This is a genomic window from Buchnera aphidicola (Greenidea ficicola), from assembly GCF_039386055.1.
GTDB classification, from domain to species: Bacteria; Pseudomonadota; Gammaproteobacteria; order Enterobacterales; family Enterobacteriaceae; genus Buchnera_K; species Buchnera_K aphidicola_A.
Genome location: NZ_CP135012.1, coordinates 156,878 through 174,369, shown reverse-complemented (window position 1 = coordinate 174,369; position 17,492 = coordinate 156,878). Strand labels below are relative to the sequence as shown.

Below are 17,492 nucleotides of genomic sequence, written 5' to 3'. Positions count from 1 at the left end.
TTTATTTTATTTAATTGATTTAATGTAAGAAAATTAAATATCCCAAGGAAATTCTACCCAAATATTTTGGGGAATATCTATAATATATTTATCTACAAAAAATTTTCCAATAGGTTTAGCAAAAATAGTTACAAAATAAGATTTTTTATAAAAATTACGAACAACTTTTGCCGTTCTTCCTGTATCAACTAAATCATCTACAATAAGAACATCTTTATCATATAATAAAGATTTTTTTATAATTTTTAAATTTTTCATATTATTATTTTGATTATAACTTGATATACAAATTGTATCAATATATCTTATATTTAACTCTTTTCCTAATATAGTAGCAGGAATTAAACCTCCTCTACTAACAGCAATAATTTTATTCCATTTTCTTATAAAAGATAATTTTAAAGCTAATTTTTTTGCAAAAAAATGAACAATTTTCCAAGTAACAATATATTTATTACTCATAAATAAAAAATACCAAAAAAAAAATAAATATAATCGGTGCGAACGGGACTCGAACCCGCGACCCCCGGCGTGACAAGCCGATATTCTAACCAACTGAACTATCGCACCATTAAAAATAAATAAATAAATTATTTATTATCCTGCCATAAACAAATTCCATTAAATTTTTTTATATCATTAAGATATTTTTTATGAATTAAAGATTCATTTAAAGAAGCTTTTTTAAAAAAAATATTATCAAATTTATTTGATGATTTTATTTTTTTTTTAATTTTTATATCTATTGATTTATTTTCAAATAATATTTTTTTTTGATAACTAGTCATAATTAAATATACTTTTGCTAATAATTTAACATCAACAATAGCACTATGCAAATTTCTTATACTATTATTAATTTTAAATCTAGAACATAAAGCATCTAAACTATTTTTTTTACCAGGAAATAAAAATCTTGCTATTTTTAATGTATCAATAATTTTACAATTTTTTTCAATATTTTGAATATTTAAATTTAATTTTTTAAATTCATAATTTAAAAAAGATATATCAAATTTAGCGTTATGAATAATTAATTTTGAATCTTTAATAAATTTTAAAAATTCTATAAAAATAGAATTAAACTTTGGTTTATTAGATAAATAATTATTTGATATTCCATGTACTTTAAATGCACTATGATCTATTTTTCTATCAGGATTAATATAAACATGAAATTTTTTTTTTGTAATTTTTCTATTAATTAATTCTATAGCTCCTATTTCAATTATTTTATGACCATTACATAAATTTCCTGAAAAGTTCATACCAGTTGTTTCTATATCAAGAACAATTTTTCTTTTAAGAAAATTATTAATAACCATATTATTATAACTCATTTATAAAAAATAATAAAAAATTATAATTTTATAATAGAAAAAATTGGAGCTAAGCGGGGTCGAACCGCTGACCTCCTGCGTGCAAAGCAGGCGCTCTCCCAGCTGAGCTATAGCCCCCTTTTAAGGTGTTGTCTTATGGTATAGGCCTGAGTGGACTTGAACCACCGACCTCACCCTTATCAGGGGTGTGCTCTAACCAACTGAGCTACAAGCCTTCATAAAATATATATTAAATATATTTAAGTGAGCACTGAAAAATTAAAAAAAATTAAATGTAAGGAGGTGATCCAACCGCAGGTTCCCCTACGGTTACCTTGTTACGACTTCACCCCAGTCATGAACCACAAAGTGGTAAGCTCCCTCCTCTTAGAGGTTAGGATACCTGCTTCTTTTGCAATTCACTCCCATGGTGTGACGGGCGGTGTGTACAAGGCCCGGGAACGTATTCACCGTGACATTCTGATACACGATTACTAGCGATTCCGACTTCGTGGAGTCGAGTTGCAGACTCCAGTCCGGACTAAGACGTACTTTATGAGGTTTGCTTATCTTTACAGAGTTGCATCTCTTTGTATACGCCATTGTAGCACGTGTGTAGCCCTGGTCGTAAGGGCCATGATGACTTGACGTCGTCCCCACCTTCCTCCGGTTTATAACCGGCAGTCTCCTTTGAGTTCCCGGCCGTACCGATGGCAACAAAGGATAAGGGTTGCGCTCGTTGCGGGACTTAACCCAACATTTCACAACACGAGCTGACGACAGCCATGCAGCACCTGTCTCATAGCTCCCAAAGGGCACTTTTTCATTTCTGAAAAATTCTATGGATGTCAAGACCAGGTAAGGTTTTTCGCGTTGCATCGAATTAAACCACATGCTCCACCGCTTGTGCGGGCCCCCGTCAATTCATTTGAGTTTTAGCCTTGCGACCGTACTCCCCAGGCGGTCGACTTAACGCGTTAGCTTCGGAAGTCACTTCTTTAAGAAACAACCTCCAAGTCGACATCGTTTACAGCATGGACTACCAGGGTATCTAATCCTGTTTGCTCCCCACGCTTTCGCACCTCAGCGTCAGTATTCGTTTAGGAGGTCGCTTTCGCCACAGGTATTCCTCCAGATATCTACGCATTTCACCGCTACACCTAGAATTCTACCTCCCTCTACGATACTCTAGTTTATCAGTTTCAAATGCAGTTCCTAGGTTAAGCCCAGGGATTTCACATCTGACTTAATATACCGCCTACGAGCTCTTTACGCCCAGTAATTCTGATTAACGCTAGCACCCTCCGTATTACCGCGGCTGCTGGCACGGAGTTAGCCGGTGCTTCTTATTCGGGTAACGTCAAGATAAAAAATTATTAGTTTTTTATTTTTCTTCCCCGCTGAAAGTACTTTACAACCCTAAGGCCTTCTTCATACACGCGGCATAGCTGCATCAGGCTTTCGCCCATTGTGCAATATTCCCCACTGCTGCCTCCCGTAAGAGTCTGGACCGTGTCTCAGTTCCAGTGTGGCTGGTCATCCTCTCAGACCAGCTAGAGATCGTTGCTTTGGTAAGCCTTTACCTTACCATCTAGCTAATCTCGTCTGGGTTCATCCAAAAGCATAAGGTCTTTTATAAAAGAAATTAAAAGATCCCCTATTTTAATTTTTCAATATTATGCGGTATTAGCTGCCGTTTCCAACAGTTATCCCCCACTTAAGGGCAGATCCCCAGATATTACTCACCCGTTTGCCGCTCGCCGTCAAAAAAAAAAAAATCTTTTTTTTACGCTGCCGCACGACTTGCATGTGTTAAGCTTGCCGCTAGCGTTCAATCTGAGCCATGATCAAACTCTTCAATTTAAAACAAATTGAAATTGTTAAATTAATTTAAGTTTTAAAATTACTTAAAAAGGTAAATGTTTTTAATTTAACAGTGCCCACAGAAATTATCTAATATATTTTTAAAGAGCTTTAAATTCTTAACTTCTTAAAGAATACATCTTTTTATAAAAAAGTCAATAAATTTAAATTATTTATTTTTATTTTTTTAAAATAAAATATTTTAAATAATTAAAAATAAAATATATTTATAAAAATAATAATTATAAAATTAATATTTATTATTTATAAAGGTTAATAATAATGAATATAAAAAATTTTTTAAAAAAAAAAATTAAAAAATCTTTTAAAATTAATAAAATATCAAAAAAAAACAAACCAATAATTAAAAAAAATTTAAAAAAAACAAAATTAGGAGAATATCAAGTAAATAATATAATGAAAATAGCATCTAAAAAAAAAAAAAATTCTTACAAACTTGCAATTAAAATAGCAAAAAAAATTAATTTAATAGGAATTTCAAAAATAATAATATCAAAACCAGGTTTTATTAATATATCTTTATCAAAAAACTGGTTAGAAAAAAAAATTTTATTACAAATAAAATCTAAAAGAAATAATATACCAAAATTATATTCCGAAAAAGTAATTATAGATTATTCCTCTCCCAATATCTCTAAAGAAATGCATGTAGGTCATTTAAGATCAACAATATTGGGAGATGCTACTGCAAAAATAATGAAATTTTTAGGATATAAAGTAATAAAAATAAATCATATTGGAGATTGGGGTTTAAATTTTGGTATAATTATTTCTTATTTAATAAAATTTAAAATAAATATTAAAAAAATTTCATTAAAAAATCTTAATAAATATTATGTTCTTGCTAAAAAAAAATATAAAAAAAGTAAAAAATTTAAAAAAATTTCACAAAATTATTCTATTAAATTACAAAATGAAAAAAAAAAATATATAAAATTATGGAAAAAAATTGTAAAAATAACAATTAATGAAAATCAAAAACTATACCAAAAACTTAAAATAAATTTAAATAAAAAAAATATTATAGGTGAAAGTAAATATAGAAAAATGTTACCAAAAATTACAAAAGAACTAACAAAAAAAAAAATAGCAATTAAAAAAAAAGGATGTATTATAATTTTTCTTAATGAATTTAAAAATAAAAAAGGAAAAAAAATGGGGGTAATAATAAAAAAAAAAAATGGATTATTTTTATACACAACCATAGATATAGCATGTATAAAATATAGATTTAAAAAATTAAAAGCAAATCGTATAATATATTATACAGATTCAAGACAAAAACAACATTTAAAACAAGTATGGATTATAAGTAAAAAAGCAGGATATATACCAAAAAAAACTAAATTAGAACATCATAGTTTTGGAATGATGTTAAAAAAAAATAAAAAACCTTTTAAAACAAGATCTGGAAATATAATAACACTAAAATCATTAATTAAAAAATCTATACTAAAAGCAAAAAAAATAATATTAAAAAAAAATCCAAATATAAAAAAAAATAAATTAAAATCTTTATCAGAAAAAATAGGTATCGGAGCAATAAAATATTCTGATTTATCAAAAAACAGAAAAACAGATTATATCTTTAATTGGAATAATATATTATCTTTTCAAGGAAATACTGCTTTATATATTCAATATTCATACACAAGAATTATATCAATTTTAAAAAAAAATACTATAAAAAAAAAAATAAAACAAGGTAATTTTAAAATATCAAATAAAATAGAATTAAAATTATCTATAAAATTATTACAATTTGAAGAAATATTAATAAAAACAACAAAAAAAGGATATTCAAATATATTATGTAATTATCTTTATGAATTATCAGTAAATTTTTCATATTTTTATGAAAAATATTCCATATTATTTTCTAATATTAAAAAAAAAAAAAATAGATTAAAATTAATTTTTTTAATTAAAAAAACATTAAAATTAGGATTAAAAATATTAGGTATAAGTGTAATAAAAAAAATGTAATAATATTAATTTTTATAAATATTATTATCTTTAACATAATAAATAATATTCATATAAAAAATTCTTTTTATAAAAACAATTTCTTTTAATGAAAGTACCACTAAACTTGGAAAAGTATTATGCAAAAGCTTAAATAAATTATATCTTAATTTATGATGTACTAATAAAACTAAAGGAGCATTAATTTTTATTTGATTTTTAATAGCAATTTTAAGTTGATTAATAATATTTTTTAATAATATATTTTTTATTTTTTTTTTTTTATTTTTATTTTTAAATTTTTTTAATAATTTTCTTTCTAAAATATAATCTAAACCTATAACAATTATTTTTTTTTTTTTTGAAAAAAATTTTTGAGTAATATATCTTCCTAAAGAAATTCTTATAAAACTTACTAAATCATTCACACTAAATTTTTTTAAACAAGAATATTTTAATAATGTTTCTATAATAGTATAAATATCTATAATATAAATCTTTTCAAAAATCAATTTTCTTAAAATAATATGAAAAGTAGTAAAACTAATTAAATTAGGTATTAATTCTTCTGTTAATTTTGGCATAGATTTATTAATTAAATTTAATAAATTTCTAACTTCTTGATGACCTAATAATTCATGTATATTATTTAATAAAAAATTATATATATGAGTAATAAATACAGATTTAGGTTTAACAATAATATAACCAGACTTTTCAGCTAAATTTTTTAATTTTTTATCAATCCAATATGAAGAAAGACCAAAAACAGGATCTTTAATTTTTTTTAAAAAAATTTTTTTTTTAGCATTTCCTGGATTAATAGCCATTATATAATCACAAAAAATTTTTCCTTGAGTAATTTCTACTCCTTTAATATAAAAACAATAACTATTTTTATCTAATTTAAAATTATTACATATATGAACAGAAGGAGGTAAAAAACCTACATTATTAGCAATTTTTTTACGAATTTCAGTAATTCTATTTAATAAATTAAATTTTGATTTAACATTTACTAAATTAATTAAATTATATCCTAATTCTATTCTTATAATATCTTCTAATTTTATATTTTCTAAAGAATATTTTATATTTTTATTTCTTTTAAAATTATTATTATTTTTTTTTTTTTTTTTAATATCATTTTTATTATTTACTAAAAAAAATATAAAAAAAATTAATAAAGAAAAAAATAAAAAAACAAAATTTGGCATTCCTGGTATTAAACCAAAAATACCCAAAACTACCGCGCTAAAAAAAAGTACACGAGGATCATAAAATAATTGACGAATAATTTGCTTACTTAAATCCTGTTTATAATTTACCCTTGTAACAATAATTCCAGCAGCAATAGAAACAATTAAAGAAGGAATTTGAGCTACCAATCCATCACCTATAGTTAATAATGTATATATATGCAAAGCTTCAAATAATGATAAATTATGTTGCCATATTCCTATAAATAAACCACCAAAAATATTTATTATTAATATTAAAATACCAGCAACAGCATCTCCTCTAATAAATTTACTAGCTCCATCCATAGAACCATAAAAATCAGATTCTTTAGAAATATTTTCTCGTTTTTTTTTTGCTTGTTTTTTATTAATTAACCCAGAATTTAAATCAGAATCTACAGACATTTGCTTTCCAGGAATACTATCTAAAATAAAACGAGCATTTACTTCCGCAACCCTTTCCGCTCCTTTAGTAATAACTATAAAATTTATAATTACTAAAATAATAAATATTATAATACCAATAGAAAAATTTCCACCAATTAAAAACTTACCAAAAGATTCTATAACATTACCAACAGAAAATACACCAGTATGACCATACAATAAAATAGCTCTTGTAGAAGCAACATTTAAAAATAAACGCATTAATGTAACAAGTAATAATATTAATGGAAAACCAGAAAAATCTAAAATATTATTTGAAAAAATAGTTACTAATAATATTATTATTGATATAGATATATTAAAAGTAAATAATAAATCCAATAAAAAAGGAGGTAAAGGTAATATAATCATTATTAATATAACAAAAACATAAATTGGAGCTATTAATATTTTCAAATATTTAATATTAAAATTTTTTATATTTAATAAAAAAAACCATAAATTATCCATTTAATTATTTTTTTTCCTATAATTAATAGTATATAAAACAGAAAAAAAATCAGGTTTAATAGGATATTTTCCACCATATTTTTCCCAATTTTTTAATTTATTTAACCAATAAAATATTTCTATTATATTTTTACTAAAAATTTTAGGTATATTACTTCCAACATTAACATACTTATAAATCATTTCCACTAATAAAAAAGAAGATATTATAGGGATATTATAATTAGAACCTAATTTTTTTATTTTTGAAAAAGAAAAACAAAAATTTTTAACAATTAATCTTATTTTTTTTTTTTTATATTGCAAAGCTATTAAAAATTTTTTTTTAATATTTAAAAGAATAATATCAGAATAAATTATATTATTATTTTCATTTATTAAATTCATTTTTTTTAAAATTATTTTTTTATTTAAAAAACCACCTTCTAAAAATTTTTTTTCATCTTCTATTTCTTTTTTTGTCATAAACAAATTATAATAATAATTTGATTTAATATTTAAAATATCTAATAAAACAATAGGAATAAAAGATATTAAAAGAACAAAAAAAAATATATAAATAATGATTATAAAATTTATTAAAAAAATATTCAAATCATCTGAAAATAAAACAAAAAAACTTTTATAAAAAATAAAAATATAAAAAATATATATTAAAATAATTAAAAATAATTTAATAATTGATAAAAAAGAATCATATAAATTTTTATAAGAAATAATATTCTTAAAATTATTTATTAAATTTATTTTTTTAAAATTTATATTAATTCTATTAAATTGAATTAATTTATTTCCAAATAAAAAAGGAAAAAATAAATTAACCACTGTAATAATCAAAAATAAATAAATAAAATGAAATAAAATTTTTTCTTTAAATATATTTAAAAAAAAATAAAAATCGTTATCAAAATAAAAAAATCCAAATTTTAAACTATATTTAAATAAATTTAAAAAATCATCTAAAATAATATTTTTATTTAAAAAAAAATAAAATATCACCATAAAAAATATTAAAAATGTATTTAACTCTTTAAAATAAATCTTATTACCATATTTAAAATTTTGTTTTAATTTATACAAAGTTGGTTTTTCTGTTTTATTTTCATTATTCATAAATTATATATTTACATAATATAAAATTTTAAATAAAATTATATAATATATTTTTTAAAAAATACAAATAATTATTAATTTTAAAAATATAAATAATTATTTCTTTTTAAAAAAAATTAACATATAAAAATATAAAAGAAAAAAAAACTATGAAAACAAGTAATTATCCACTATTTACAATAAAAGAAAAACCAAAAAACACTATATCAATCAGTCAAGAATTAATGTTACGATCAGGAATAATAAGAAAATCATCTTCTGGTTTATATATATGGTTACCTATAGGATTAAAAATTTTAAAAAAAATTAAAAAAATAATAAGAAAAGAAATGAAAAAATGTGGAGGAATAGAAATATGTATGCCTTTTTTGCAAAAATCTTCAATATGGAAAAAAAGTGGAAGATTAAAATTATATGGAAAAGAATTATTTAAAATTTATGATAGAAAAAAAAAAAAATTTATCTTATCCCCTACAAATGAAGAATTTATAACAAATTTTGTAAAAAAAAACATAAATCATTTTAATAAATTTCCTATATTAATTTTTCAAATACAAAATAAATTTAGAGATGAAATTAGACCAAAAAATGGGGTAATAAGGTGCAAAGAATTTTTTATGAAAGACGCTTATTCTTTTCACAAAAATAAAAAATCTTTAAAAAAAACTTATAAAAAAATATATAATTCATATAAAAAAATATTTAAAAAATTGCAAATTAAATTTAAAATAATAAAAGCTGATAGCGGAATAATCGGAGATAGTATATCTCATGAATTTCAAGCACTAAGCAAAAATGGAGAAAACAGTATCGTTTTATCAACAAAATCAAATTATTCAGAAAATATAAATTTTACTCCAATAAAAAAAAATATTAATAAAATTAAAAAAAAATGGAAAAAAAATATAAAAAATAAAATATTTAAAAAAATAAAATTAACTAAAAAAATAAAAAATAAAAAAAAAATAATAAAAACCTACCTAATCCAAACAAAAAAAAAAAATAAAAATAAATATATTATAATATTATTAAAAAAAAAATATAAAATTAATAAAAACAAAATAAAAAATATATTTAAACCAATAATTTTTATTAATAAAACAAAAAAAATAAAAATATTTAATTATAAAAAAAATAATTTAAATTACATAAATGTTAATTATCCTATTATAACAGATGCATCAACAGCAAAAATGAAAAATTTTATAATAAAATCAAATATTAATAATAAATATTATAAAAATGTTAATTGGATTATTAATTTACCAAAACCAAAAATAATGGATATAAGAAATATAAAAAATGGAGATCGTAGTCCTGATGGAAAAGGAAAAGTAATAATAAAAAAAGGAATAGAAATAGGACATATTTTTCAATTAAAAAAAAAATATTCAAAATTAATGAATTTATATATTAAAAAAAATAACAATAAAAAATATATAAATATGGGTTGTTATGGAATAGGAATTACAAGAATAGTTGCAACTATAATTGAACAAAATAATGATAAAAAAGGAATAATTTGGCCTGATTCAGTAACTCCTTTTAATATAGCAATAATACCTATTTTAATAAATAAAAATAAAAAAATTAAAAAAACATCCAAAGAATTATATAATAAATTTAAAAAAAAAAATATAGACGTTTTACTATATAATAATAATGAAAGAATAGGAGTAATTTTTTCTAATATTGAATTAATTGGAATACCTCATATCATTATTATAAGTAATCGTTATATAAAAAAAAAAAAAATAGAATATCAAAATAGAAAAAATAAAACAAAAAAAATAATAAAAATTTCAGCTATTAAAAAATATATATTAAAAAAAATTAATTCATAATTTTACAAGAAATAATAATCAAATTAAAATCATTAGTAAAATTATTTAATTTTAATGTTCCAAAAAAATTTATTATTTTATCTTTTTGTAAAAGAAATTCATATTTTTTAAAAATTTTACTATAAAAAACTACTAAAATTTTATCTAAATTATCATTAATAGTAATTAATGCTATTTTTTTTTTATTTTTAGTAATTTTAATTTTTATTATTGAAACCATTCCAATAATATAAATTTTTTTATTCAAACAAGAAAAATTAATATTTTTAATACGTGTTATTTTATTATATAAATATTTTTTTTTAAAATATTTATTAATAGGGTTATCAGTCAAATAAAAACCTAACACTTTACGTTCTAAATTTAATTTTTCTTTTTTTGACCATATAACTTTTTGATTAAAAATTTCATCTACATTATATTTTAAAAAAATATTATCTTTATAAAACAAACTTTTTTGTTTATTTATTTTATTTTCTAAATGTTGATTAGATAATTTAAAATAAAAATTTAAATTATTTTTTAAAATAAATCTTTCTAATTTAAAACAATCAAAAACACCTGCATATATCATTTTTTCTAAAATTTTTTTTGTAATTTTCTTTTTATCAATACGTTCAATAAAATCTAAAAAATTAATAAATATACCACTTTTCTTTCTCTCATTAAGAATATAATAAATAGAATTTTTTCCTATTCCTTTAATAGCTCCTAAACCATATATAATATAACCTTTGCAATTAACATCAAAAAAATACTTACTTTTATTAATATTTGGAGATAATATTTTTATTTTCATTCTGTTAGCTTCTTCAATTAAATTAATTAATTTATCTATATTATACATTTCAGAAGTCATAACAGAAGCAATATACTCAGATGGATAATTTGCTTTTAACCATAATGTTTGATAAGAAATCAAAGCATAAGCAACAGAATGTGATTTATTAAAACCATAACCAGAAAATTTTTCTAATAAATTAAAAATATTTAATGATATTTCTTTATTTATACCATTTTTATAAGCTCCTTTTTCAAAAAATTTTCTTTGCTTATTCATATATTTAATATTTTTTTTTTCCATTGCTCTACGCAATATATCCGCTCTTCCTAAAGTAAAACCAGACAAAATTTGTGCAATTTGCATAACTTGTTCTTGATATAAAATAATTCCATATGTAGATTTTAAAATAGGTTTTAAAGATAAATGTTGCCATTTTTTATCTGGATAAAAAATTACTTCATTTCCATTTTTTCTATTAATAAAATTATCAACCATTCCTGATTTTAAAGGACCAGGTCTAAATAAAGCCAATAAAGAAACAATATCTTCAAAAAAACTAGGTTTTAATTTTTTAATTAAATTTCTTATTCCTAAAGATTCCAATTGAAAAACACCTACGGTATTACCTTTTCGCAATAAAGCAAAACTTTTTGAATCTAATAAAGAAATACCAGATAAAGAAATTTTATTTTTTTTAATAAATTTATTTTTTTTATTAATCATTTGAATAGAACGATTCATAGTAGTTAATGTACGCAAACCTAAAAAATCAAATTTAACAAGTCCTATATTTTCAATATCACTTTTATCAAACTGTGTTAATAAATTATTTCCAAATTCACTACAATATAATGGAACAAAATCTGTTATTTTTGTTGGAGAAATCACTAAACCACCAGCATGTTTACCTATATTTCTAATAACCCCTTCTAATTTTTTTGCTATATCAATAATTTTTTTAACTTCATTATCATTATTATATAAATTAAAAAATAAAGCATCCTTAGATAAAACATTTTTTAAAGTTACTCCAAAATCTAAAGGAATTAATTTTGAAATATTATTTATAAAACCATAAGGATAACCTAAAACTCTTCCTACATCTCTTATTACAGCTTTTGCAGTTAATTTACCAAAAGTAATAATTTGCGCAACAGAATGTCTTCCATAACGTTTAATAACATGATTAATAACTTCATCTCTTCTTTCCATACAAAAATCAATATCAAAATCTGGCATAGAAATACGATCAGGATTTAAAAATCTTTCAAATAATAATTTATATTTTAAAGGATTTAAATCAGTAATATTTAAAGAATAAGCAACTAAAGATCCAGCACCAGATCCTCTTCCTGGACCAACTGGTATTTTTTTCTTTTTTGCCCATTTAATAAACTCCATAACAATAAGAAAATAATCTGGAAAACCCATTTTTTTTATAATATGTAATTCATAAAATAATCTATTAATATATTTCTTTTTTTTTTTTAAATAATTTTTTTTATTAAAATAAATATTTTTTAATCTTCTTTTTAAACCTTTTATACTTATTTTTTTTAAATATTTATAAGATTTTTTTTTTTTTTTTAAAAAATTTGGTAAAAAATATTTACCTAAATTTAAAGTAACATTACAACGTTTTGCAATTTCTACACTATTTTTTAAACTAATAGGTATTTCTGAAAACAATTCACACATTTCTTTTTCACTTCGCATATATTGTTGTTCAGTATAATTATATTTTAAATTTAAATTATTTATTGTACAACTTTTATTAATTGCAACTCTTATTTTATGTAAATAAAAATCATTTTTTTTTAAAAAACATACATCATTTGTTGCTACAACAGGTACTTTATAAGAAACAGAAAATTTTAAAATATTATATAAATATAACAATTCATTATTTCTTCCTGTTTTCATAATTTCTATATAAAAAGAATTATCAAAATATTTTTTATAAAACTCAAAACATAAAGATAAATTTTTATAATTTTTATTAATTAAATTTTTCCCAATATCTCCATAAACTCCACCAGATAATAATATTAAACCTTTAGAATATTTCTTCAACCAACTTTGTTTAATTAATACTTTATTAAAAACATTAAATCTTTTTTTATATGCTTTAGAAATTAACATTATTAAATTATTATAACCATTATTATTTTTAGCTAATAAAGTAATTTTGTATAATTCATTTTTCATAATTTTTGAATAACAAAATAAATCCATTCCAATAATAGGTTTAATACCTAATTTATAAGCTTGTTTATAAAATTTTATTATTCCATGAAAATTATTAACATCTGTAATTGCAATCGATGGCATTTTTAATTTATTAACATAATTAACTAATTTTATTGGACTTGCTAAACCATCTACTAAAGAATAATCACTATGTACACGAAGATGAATAAATTTAGGATTTAACATAAATATAATTCCTAAAAATTAATAAAAAAAATTTATATTATTTTAAAACTTAATTTTTTNNAAAAAAAATAAAATTAAATAATAAAAATATTTCATTATTAAAAAANNTACTTATTTACATTAAAAAAAANNTCACAACATACCAAAACTTCTTTTTCTTTTATAAAAAATATCTATTGCACATTGAAATATTTTATCATTAAAATCCGGCCAAAGAACTTTAGTAAAAAAAAATTCACTATAAGCAATTTGCCAAAGTAAAAAATTACTTACTCTATATTTTCCTCCAGTTCGAATAACTAAATCTACCGGATTAAAATCATTAACACTTAAAAAATAATCAAATTTCTTTTCTGTAATATCTTTTAATAATAATTTTTTATCCTTTACTTGTTTAATAATTTTTTTAACAGCTTGAATAATATCCCACCTTCCACCATAATTAATAGCAATATTTAATATTAAATTAGAATTTTTATGAGTTAATTTTTCTGCAAAAAAAATATTTTTTTGTAATTTTACACTTAATTTTTTAATATTTCCTATAATTTTTAATCTAATATTTTTTTTATGTATATAATAAATTTTCTTTTTTAATATATATTGAAAAATATACATTAAATTATTCACTTCAAAATAAGGACGATTCCAATTTTCAGTACTGAAAGCATATAAAGTTAAAAATTTTATATTATGTAATAAAGAAAAATTTATAACTCGAAAAACAGATTTTATTCCATATTTATGACCAAATATTCTATTTTTTCCTTTTTTTTTTGCCCAACGACCATTTCCATCCATAATAATAGCAACATGTTTAATTATTTTTTTACACACAAATATTTTCTTATAATTTAAAATAATATATATAATATATAATTAAAAAAAAATAAAATAAACATTATTTAATAATGTTTATTTTATTATTTAATAATATTTATTTTATTATGCAATAATAAATTAACTTTTTGAATGTTTTTATTTGTAATAATTTGAATTTTATTAATTAATTTATATTCTTCATCAATATTAATAATTTTTTTTTTTAATAATTTTTTTATTTTTTCATTTCCATCTCTACGAATATTTCTTATATTAATTTTTGCACTTTCCGATTCAAACTTAATTATTTTAATAATTTTATTTTTTTTTTCTGTAGTTAAAACAGGAAAATTTATACAAATAGAATTACCTATTATATAAGGAGATAAATCTAAATTAGATTCTATAATAGCTTTTTTAACTTTATTTAAAATAGACAAATCAAAAACAGTAATTTTTAATATAGAATTATTTTTTACCACTATATTAGATATTTTTCTAATATAAGTTTTAACATTATAATAATTAATATAAATAGAATCTAAAATTCTAACCGAAGGTTTTCCAAATTGTAACTTATTTATTTTATTTTTAAATTTCTTAATACATTTTTTCATAAAAAAATTGATATTATTAATAATATCATTTATCATATTTAACCTCTAAAAAAAAATAAAAATACTATTTTATATATATTAAAATTAATTTATTAAAGTTCCTTCCTCTTTACCCATAATAACACGAAATAATACTCCAGGAATATTAATATTAAAAACTCGAATTGGAATATTATTATCTTTAGCTAAAATTAAAGAAACTAAATCCATAAATTTCAATTTTTTATCTAATACTTGCTGATAAGTTAATTTATTATACATAATAGCGTTTTTATTTTTTTCTGGATCAGATGAATAAACTCCATTAACTTTAGTTCCTTTTAAAATAATATCCGCTTTAATTTCAATTCCTCTTAAACAAGCAGCAGAATCTGTTGTAAAATTAGAAATTCCTATACCTGCAGTAAAAATAACAACAATTTTTTTAGATAAATAATTTACTGCTTTTTTCCAATCATAACTTTCACATATACCATTAACAGAAATAGCAGACATTAAACAAGAATTAATATTATTATTATCCATTGTATCTCTAAAAGCCAACCCATTAATTATAGTAGATAACATACCAATATCATCAGATATGACTTTACTAATACCTATTTTTTTTAATGTAGCTCCTCTAAATATATTCCCTCCTCCAATAACTATTCCTATTTCCACTCCAAAATTTACTAATATTTTCACTTCACTAACAATACGAAAAAGAGTTTTAAAATCTATCCCAAATGTATTACTTCCTTGTAAAACTTCACCACTTAATTTTAATAAAATTCTTTTATACAAAGGTTTTTTTTTTGTATACATTAAAATTTCCCAAAAAATATTTTCAAAAATATTATAAATTAACCAATTAACCAATTAACCAATTAACCAATTAACCAATTAACTGATTAATAAATTAATAAATTAATGAATAATTTTAAATTTTATATCGAATAAAAGATAAAATTTTAGAATTATTTCCAGATAAAATATCATAAACAGATTTTTTATTTTCGAAAATAAAATCTTGCCCCATTAAAGTAATATTATTAATAAATTTTTTCATTCTTCCTTTAACTATATTTTCAGAAATATTTAAAGATTTTCCTTCATTTAAAGCAATTTTCATTTGAATATTATATTCATCTTTAATTATTTTTTTAGGAACATCATCAATACTTATATATTCTGGATTACTAGCTGCAATATGCATAGCTATTTTTTTAATCATTTTTAAAGAACATTTTTTTCCTTCAACTAATACAGCTATTTTATTACCATGTAAATAACAAGATAAAATATTATTACTTTGTAAATAAAAACATTTTTTAATAATTATATTTTCATTAAATTTAACAATTAATTTTTTAATACTTTTATTAAATTTATCTTTTAAAAAATTAATATTTCCATTTTTATTTAAAATCATATAATTTATTATTTTTTTTCCAAATTCAATAAATAAAATATTTCTAGAAACAAAATCAGTTTCACAAGATAATTTTAAAATAGCTCCTGAATTTTTATTAACCTCAACAAAAACTGCACCATTAAAAACTTTATTAGATATTTTCTTATATACTTTTAACTCTCCTATTTTTCTTAAATAATTTATAGAATCATCAATATCGTTATTATTTTTTAATAATGCTTTTTTACAATGATAAACCCCTAAACCTGTTAATTTTCTTAATTTTTTAATAAGCGAAATTTTAATATTCATAATAATATACTTATTCTCATAATATATTTATTTTAATAATATAAAATTATATTAATTATCTAAAAGAAATTCTTTAATAATATTTAAATATAATTTTATTGAACGTATAGAATCATCATTTCCTGGTATAATATAATCAATCTTATCAGGATTAGAATTAGTATCAACAATTGAAAAAACCATTATACCTAAATTATTAGCTTCTTTAATAGCAATATTTTCATGTTCTGCATCAATTACAAAAATTGCATCAGGCAAACCACCCATATTTTTTATTCCACCTAAACTATTTTCTAATTTTAATAAATTTTTAAAACGTAATAAAGCTTCTTTTTTAGTCAATTTATCAAAAGTTCCATCTTTAGATTGTATTTCTAATTCTTTTAATCTTACAATTGATTGTCTAACTGTCGTCCAATTTGTTAACATTCCACCTAACCAACGATGATTAACATAAAACTGTTTACAAAGAATTGCTATTTCTTTAATTATAGTACTAGCTACTTTTTTAGTTCCAATAAATAAAATTTTACCTTTTTTAAGATAAATTTTTTTTAATTCATTTAATGCTAAAATAAACATAGGTAAAGTTTTTTCTAAATTTATAATATGTATTTTATTTCTAGCTCCAAAAATAAAAGGTTTCATTTTTGGATTCCAATAACGAGTTTGATGACCAAAATGAACTCCAGCTTTTAACATATTTTTCATAGATAAAATAGACATAAAACCTCCATAAAATATTTAATTAATTAAAGAACATTTAAAATATTAAAAATAATTTTATTTTAAAAAAATAATAATATAAAAATAAATATTATATTATTAAAATATTTTAAATAATAAAAATATTAGAGAAAAA

The 17,492-nt window shown here is 20.1% G+C and carries 12 protein-coding genes, 3 tRNA genes and 1 rRNA gene; 2 read left to right on the top strand and 14 right to left on the bottom strand.

All coding sequences use genetic code 11. The features are described 5' to 3' along the window. Positions 1-33 precede the first annotated feature (33 nt). The 6 genes from gpt to RJT27_RS00795 form a co-directional block, all read right to left on the bottom strand. Positions 34-462, bottom strand: a complete 429-nt coding sequence (gene gpt / locus RJT27_RS00820) for a xanthine phosphoribosyltransferase (protein WP_343189603.1) — start codon at positions 460-462, stop codon at positions 34-36. Positions 463-496: 34 nt separating this feature from the next. Beyond that, positions 497-570: transfer RNA gene (locus RJT27_RS00815), tRNA-Asp, on the bottom strand. Between the two features lie 20 nt (positions 571-590). After that, positions 591-1,325: a DNA polymerase III subunit epsilon gene (gene dnaQ, locus RJT27_RS00810; RefSeq protein WP_343189602.1), complete on the bottom strand. Its 735-nt coding sequence runs from the start codon at positions 1,323-1,325 to the stop codon at positions 591-593. A 59-nt stretch (positions 1,326-1,384) separates the two neighbouring features. Beyond that, positions 1,385-1,457 (bottom strand) — tRNA-Ala (locus RJT27_RS00805). Between the two features lie 24 nt (positions 1,458-1,481). Further along, positions 1,482-1,555: transfer RNA gene (locus RJT27_RS00800), tRNA-Ile, on the bottom strand. A 60-nt stretch (positions 1,556-1,615) separates the two neighbouring features. Further along, positions 1,616-3,182 (bottom strand): 16S ribosomal RNA (locus tag RJT27_RS00795). 282 nt (positions 3,183-3,464) lie between these two features. Between RJT27_RS00795 and argS the strand changes: the two genes are divergently transcribed. Further along, entirely contained in the window at positions 3,465-5,189 is a 1,725-nt protein-coding gene (gene argS, locus RJT27_RS00790; protein ID WP_343189601.1) for an arginine--tRNA ligase, read from the top strand. Between the two features lie 5 nt (positions 5,190-5,194). Here the strand turns inward: argS and RJT27_RS00785 are convergent, their stop codons facing one another. Together RJT27_RS00785 and RJT27_RS00780 are read right to left on the bottom strand one after the other, a co-directional pair. Further along, on the bottom strand, positions 5,195-7,306 hold the full coding sequence (locus tag RJT27_RS00785) for an FHIPEP family type III secretion protein (protein ID WP_343189600.1): 2,112 nt from the start codon (positions 7,304-7,306) through the stop codon (positions 5,195-5,197). Next, positions 7,307-8,419 (bottom strand): EscU/YscU/HrcU family type III secretion system export apparatus switch protein, encoded by a 1,113-nt coding sequence (locus RJT27_RS00780; RefSeq protein ID WP_343189599.1) that lies wholly within the window; start codon positions 8,417-8,419, stop codon positions 7,307-7,309. Positions 8,420-8,568: 149 nt separating this feature from the next. Here RJT27_RS00780 and RJT27_RS00775 point away from each other — a divergent pair, with 149 nt between their 5' ends. Then, on the top strand, positions 8,569-10,263 hold the full coding sequence (locus RJT27_RS00775) for a proline--tRNA ligase (RefSeq protein ID WP_343189598.1): 1,695 nt from the start codon (positions 8,569-8,571) through the stop codon (positions 10,261-10,263). Here RJT27_RS00775 and dnaE read toward each other — a convergent pair. The 6 genes from dnaE to rpsB all read right to left on the bottom strand — a co-directional run bounded on the left by dnaE (position 10,253) and on the right by rpsB (position 17,356). Next, positions 10,253-13,483, bottom strand: a complete 3,231-nt coding sequence (gene dnaE, locus RJT27_RS00770; RefSeq protein ID WP_343189597.1) for a DNA polymerase III subunit alpha — start codon at positions 13,481-13,483, stop codon at positions 10,253-10,255. The two genes, RJT27_RS00775 and dnaE, sit on opposite strands and share 11 nt — an antisense overlap. Positions 13,484-13,615: 132 nt before the next feature. Next, entirely contained in the window at positions 13,616-14,320 is a 705-nt protein-coding gene (gene uppS / locus RJT27_RS00765) for a polyprenyl diphosphate synthase (protein WP_343189596.1), read from the bottom strand. An 86-nt stretch (positions 14,321-14,406) separates the two neighbouring features. Then, positions 14,407-14,958, bottom strand: a complete 552-nt coding sequence (locus tag RJT27_RS00760) for a ribosome-recycling factor (protein WP_343189595.1) — start codon at positions 14,956-14,958, stop codon at positions 14,407-14,409. Positions 14,959-15,006: 48 nt separating this feature from the next. Then, on the bottom strand, positions 15,007-15,729 hold the full coding sequence (gene pyrH, locus RJT27_RS00755) for a UMP kinase (RefSeq protein WP_343189594.1): 723 nt from the start codon (positions 15,727-15,729) through the stop codon (positions 15,007-15,009). Positions 15,730-15,844: 115 nt separating this feature from the next. Continuing rightward, complete coding sequence (gene tsf, locus RJT27_RS00750; RefSeq protein ID WP_343189593.1) at positions 15,845-16,630, bottom strand: translation elongation factor Ts; 786 nt, start codon at positions 16,628-16,630, stop codon at positions 15,845-15,847. Positions 16,631-16,681: 51 nt separating this feature from the next. Beyond that, complete coding sequence (gene rpsB / locus RJT27_RS00745) at positions 16,682-17,356, bottom strand: 30S ribosomal protein S2 (RefSeq protein ID WP_343189592.1); 675 nt, start codon at positions 17,354-17,356, stop codon at positions 16,682-16,684. Between the last annotated feature and the right edge of the window lie 136 nt (positions 17,357-17,492).

Bases quoted from the DNA above. Each gene is read 5' to 3' on its own strand.
- dnaQ (WP_343189602.1), bottom strand. From the start codon at position 1,325: ATGGTTATTAATAATTTTCTTAAAAGAAAAATTGTTCTTGATATAGAA.
- rpsB (WP_343189592.1), bottom strand. From the start codon at position 17,356: ATGTCTATTTTATCTATGAAAAATATGTTAAAAGCTGGAGTTCATTTT.
- RJT27_RS00775 (WP_343189598.1), top strand. From the start codon at position 8,569: ATGAAAACAAGTAATTATCCACTATTTACAATAAAAGAAAAACCAAAA.
- dnaE (WP_343189597.1), bottom strand. From the start codon at position 13,483: ATGTTAAATCCTAAATTTATTCATCTTCGTGTACATAGTGATTATTCT.
- RJT27_RS00780 (WP_343189599.1), bottom strand. From the start codon at position 8,419: ATGAATAATGAAAATAAAACAGAAAAACCAACTTTGTATAAATTAAAA.
- tsf (WP_343189593.1), bottom strand. From the start codon at position 16,630: ATGAATATTAAAATTTCGCTTATTAAAAAATTAAGAAAATTAACAGGT.
- RJT27_RS00760 (WP_343189595.1), bottom strand. From the start codon at position 14,958: ATGATAAATGATATTATTAATAATATCAATTTTTTTATGAAAAAATGT.
- RJT27_RS00785 (WP_343189600.1), bottom strand. From the start codon at position 7,306: ATGGATAATTTATGGTTTTTTTTATTAAATATAAAAAATTTTAATATT.
- gpt (WP_343189603.1), bottom strand. From the start codon at position 462: ATGAGTAATAAATATATTGTTACTTGGAAAATTGTTCATTTTTTTGCA.
- argS (WP_343189601.1), top strand. From the start codon at position 3,465: ATGAATATAAAAAATTTTTTAAAAAAAAAAATTAAAAAATCTTTTAAA.
- pyrH (WP_343189594.1), bottom strand. From the start codon at position 15,729: ATGTATACAAAAAAAAAACCTTTGTATAAAAGAATTTTATTAAAATTA.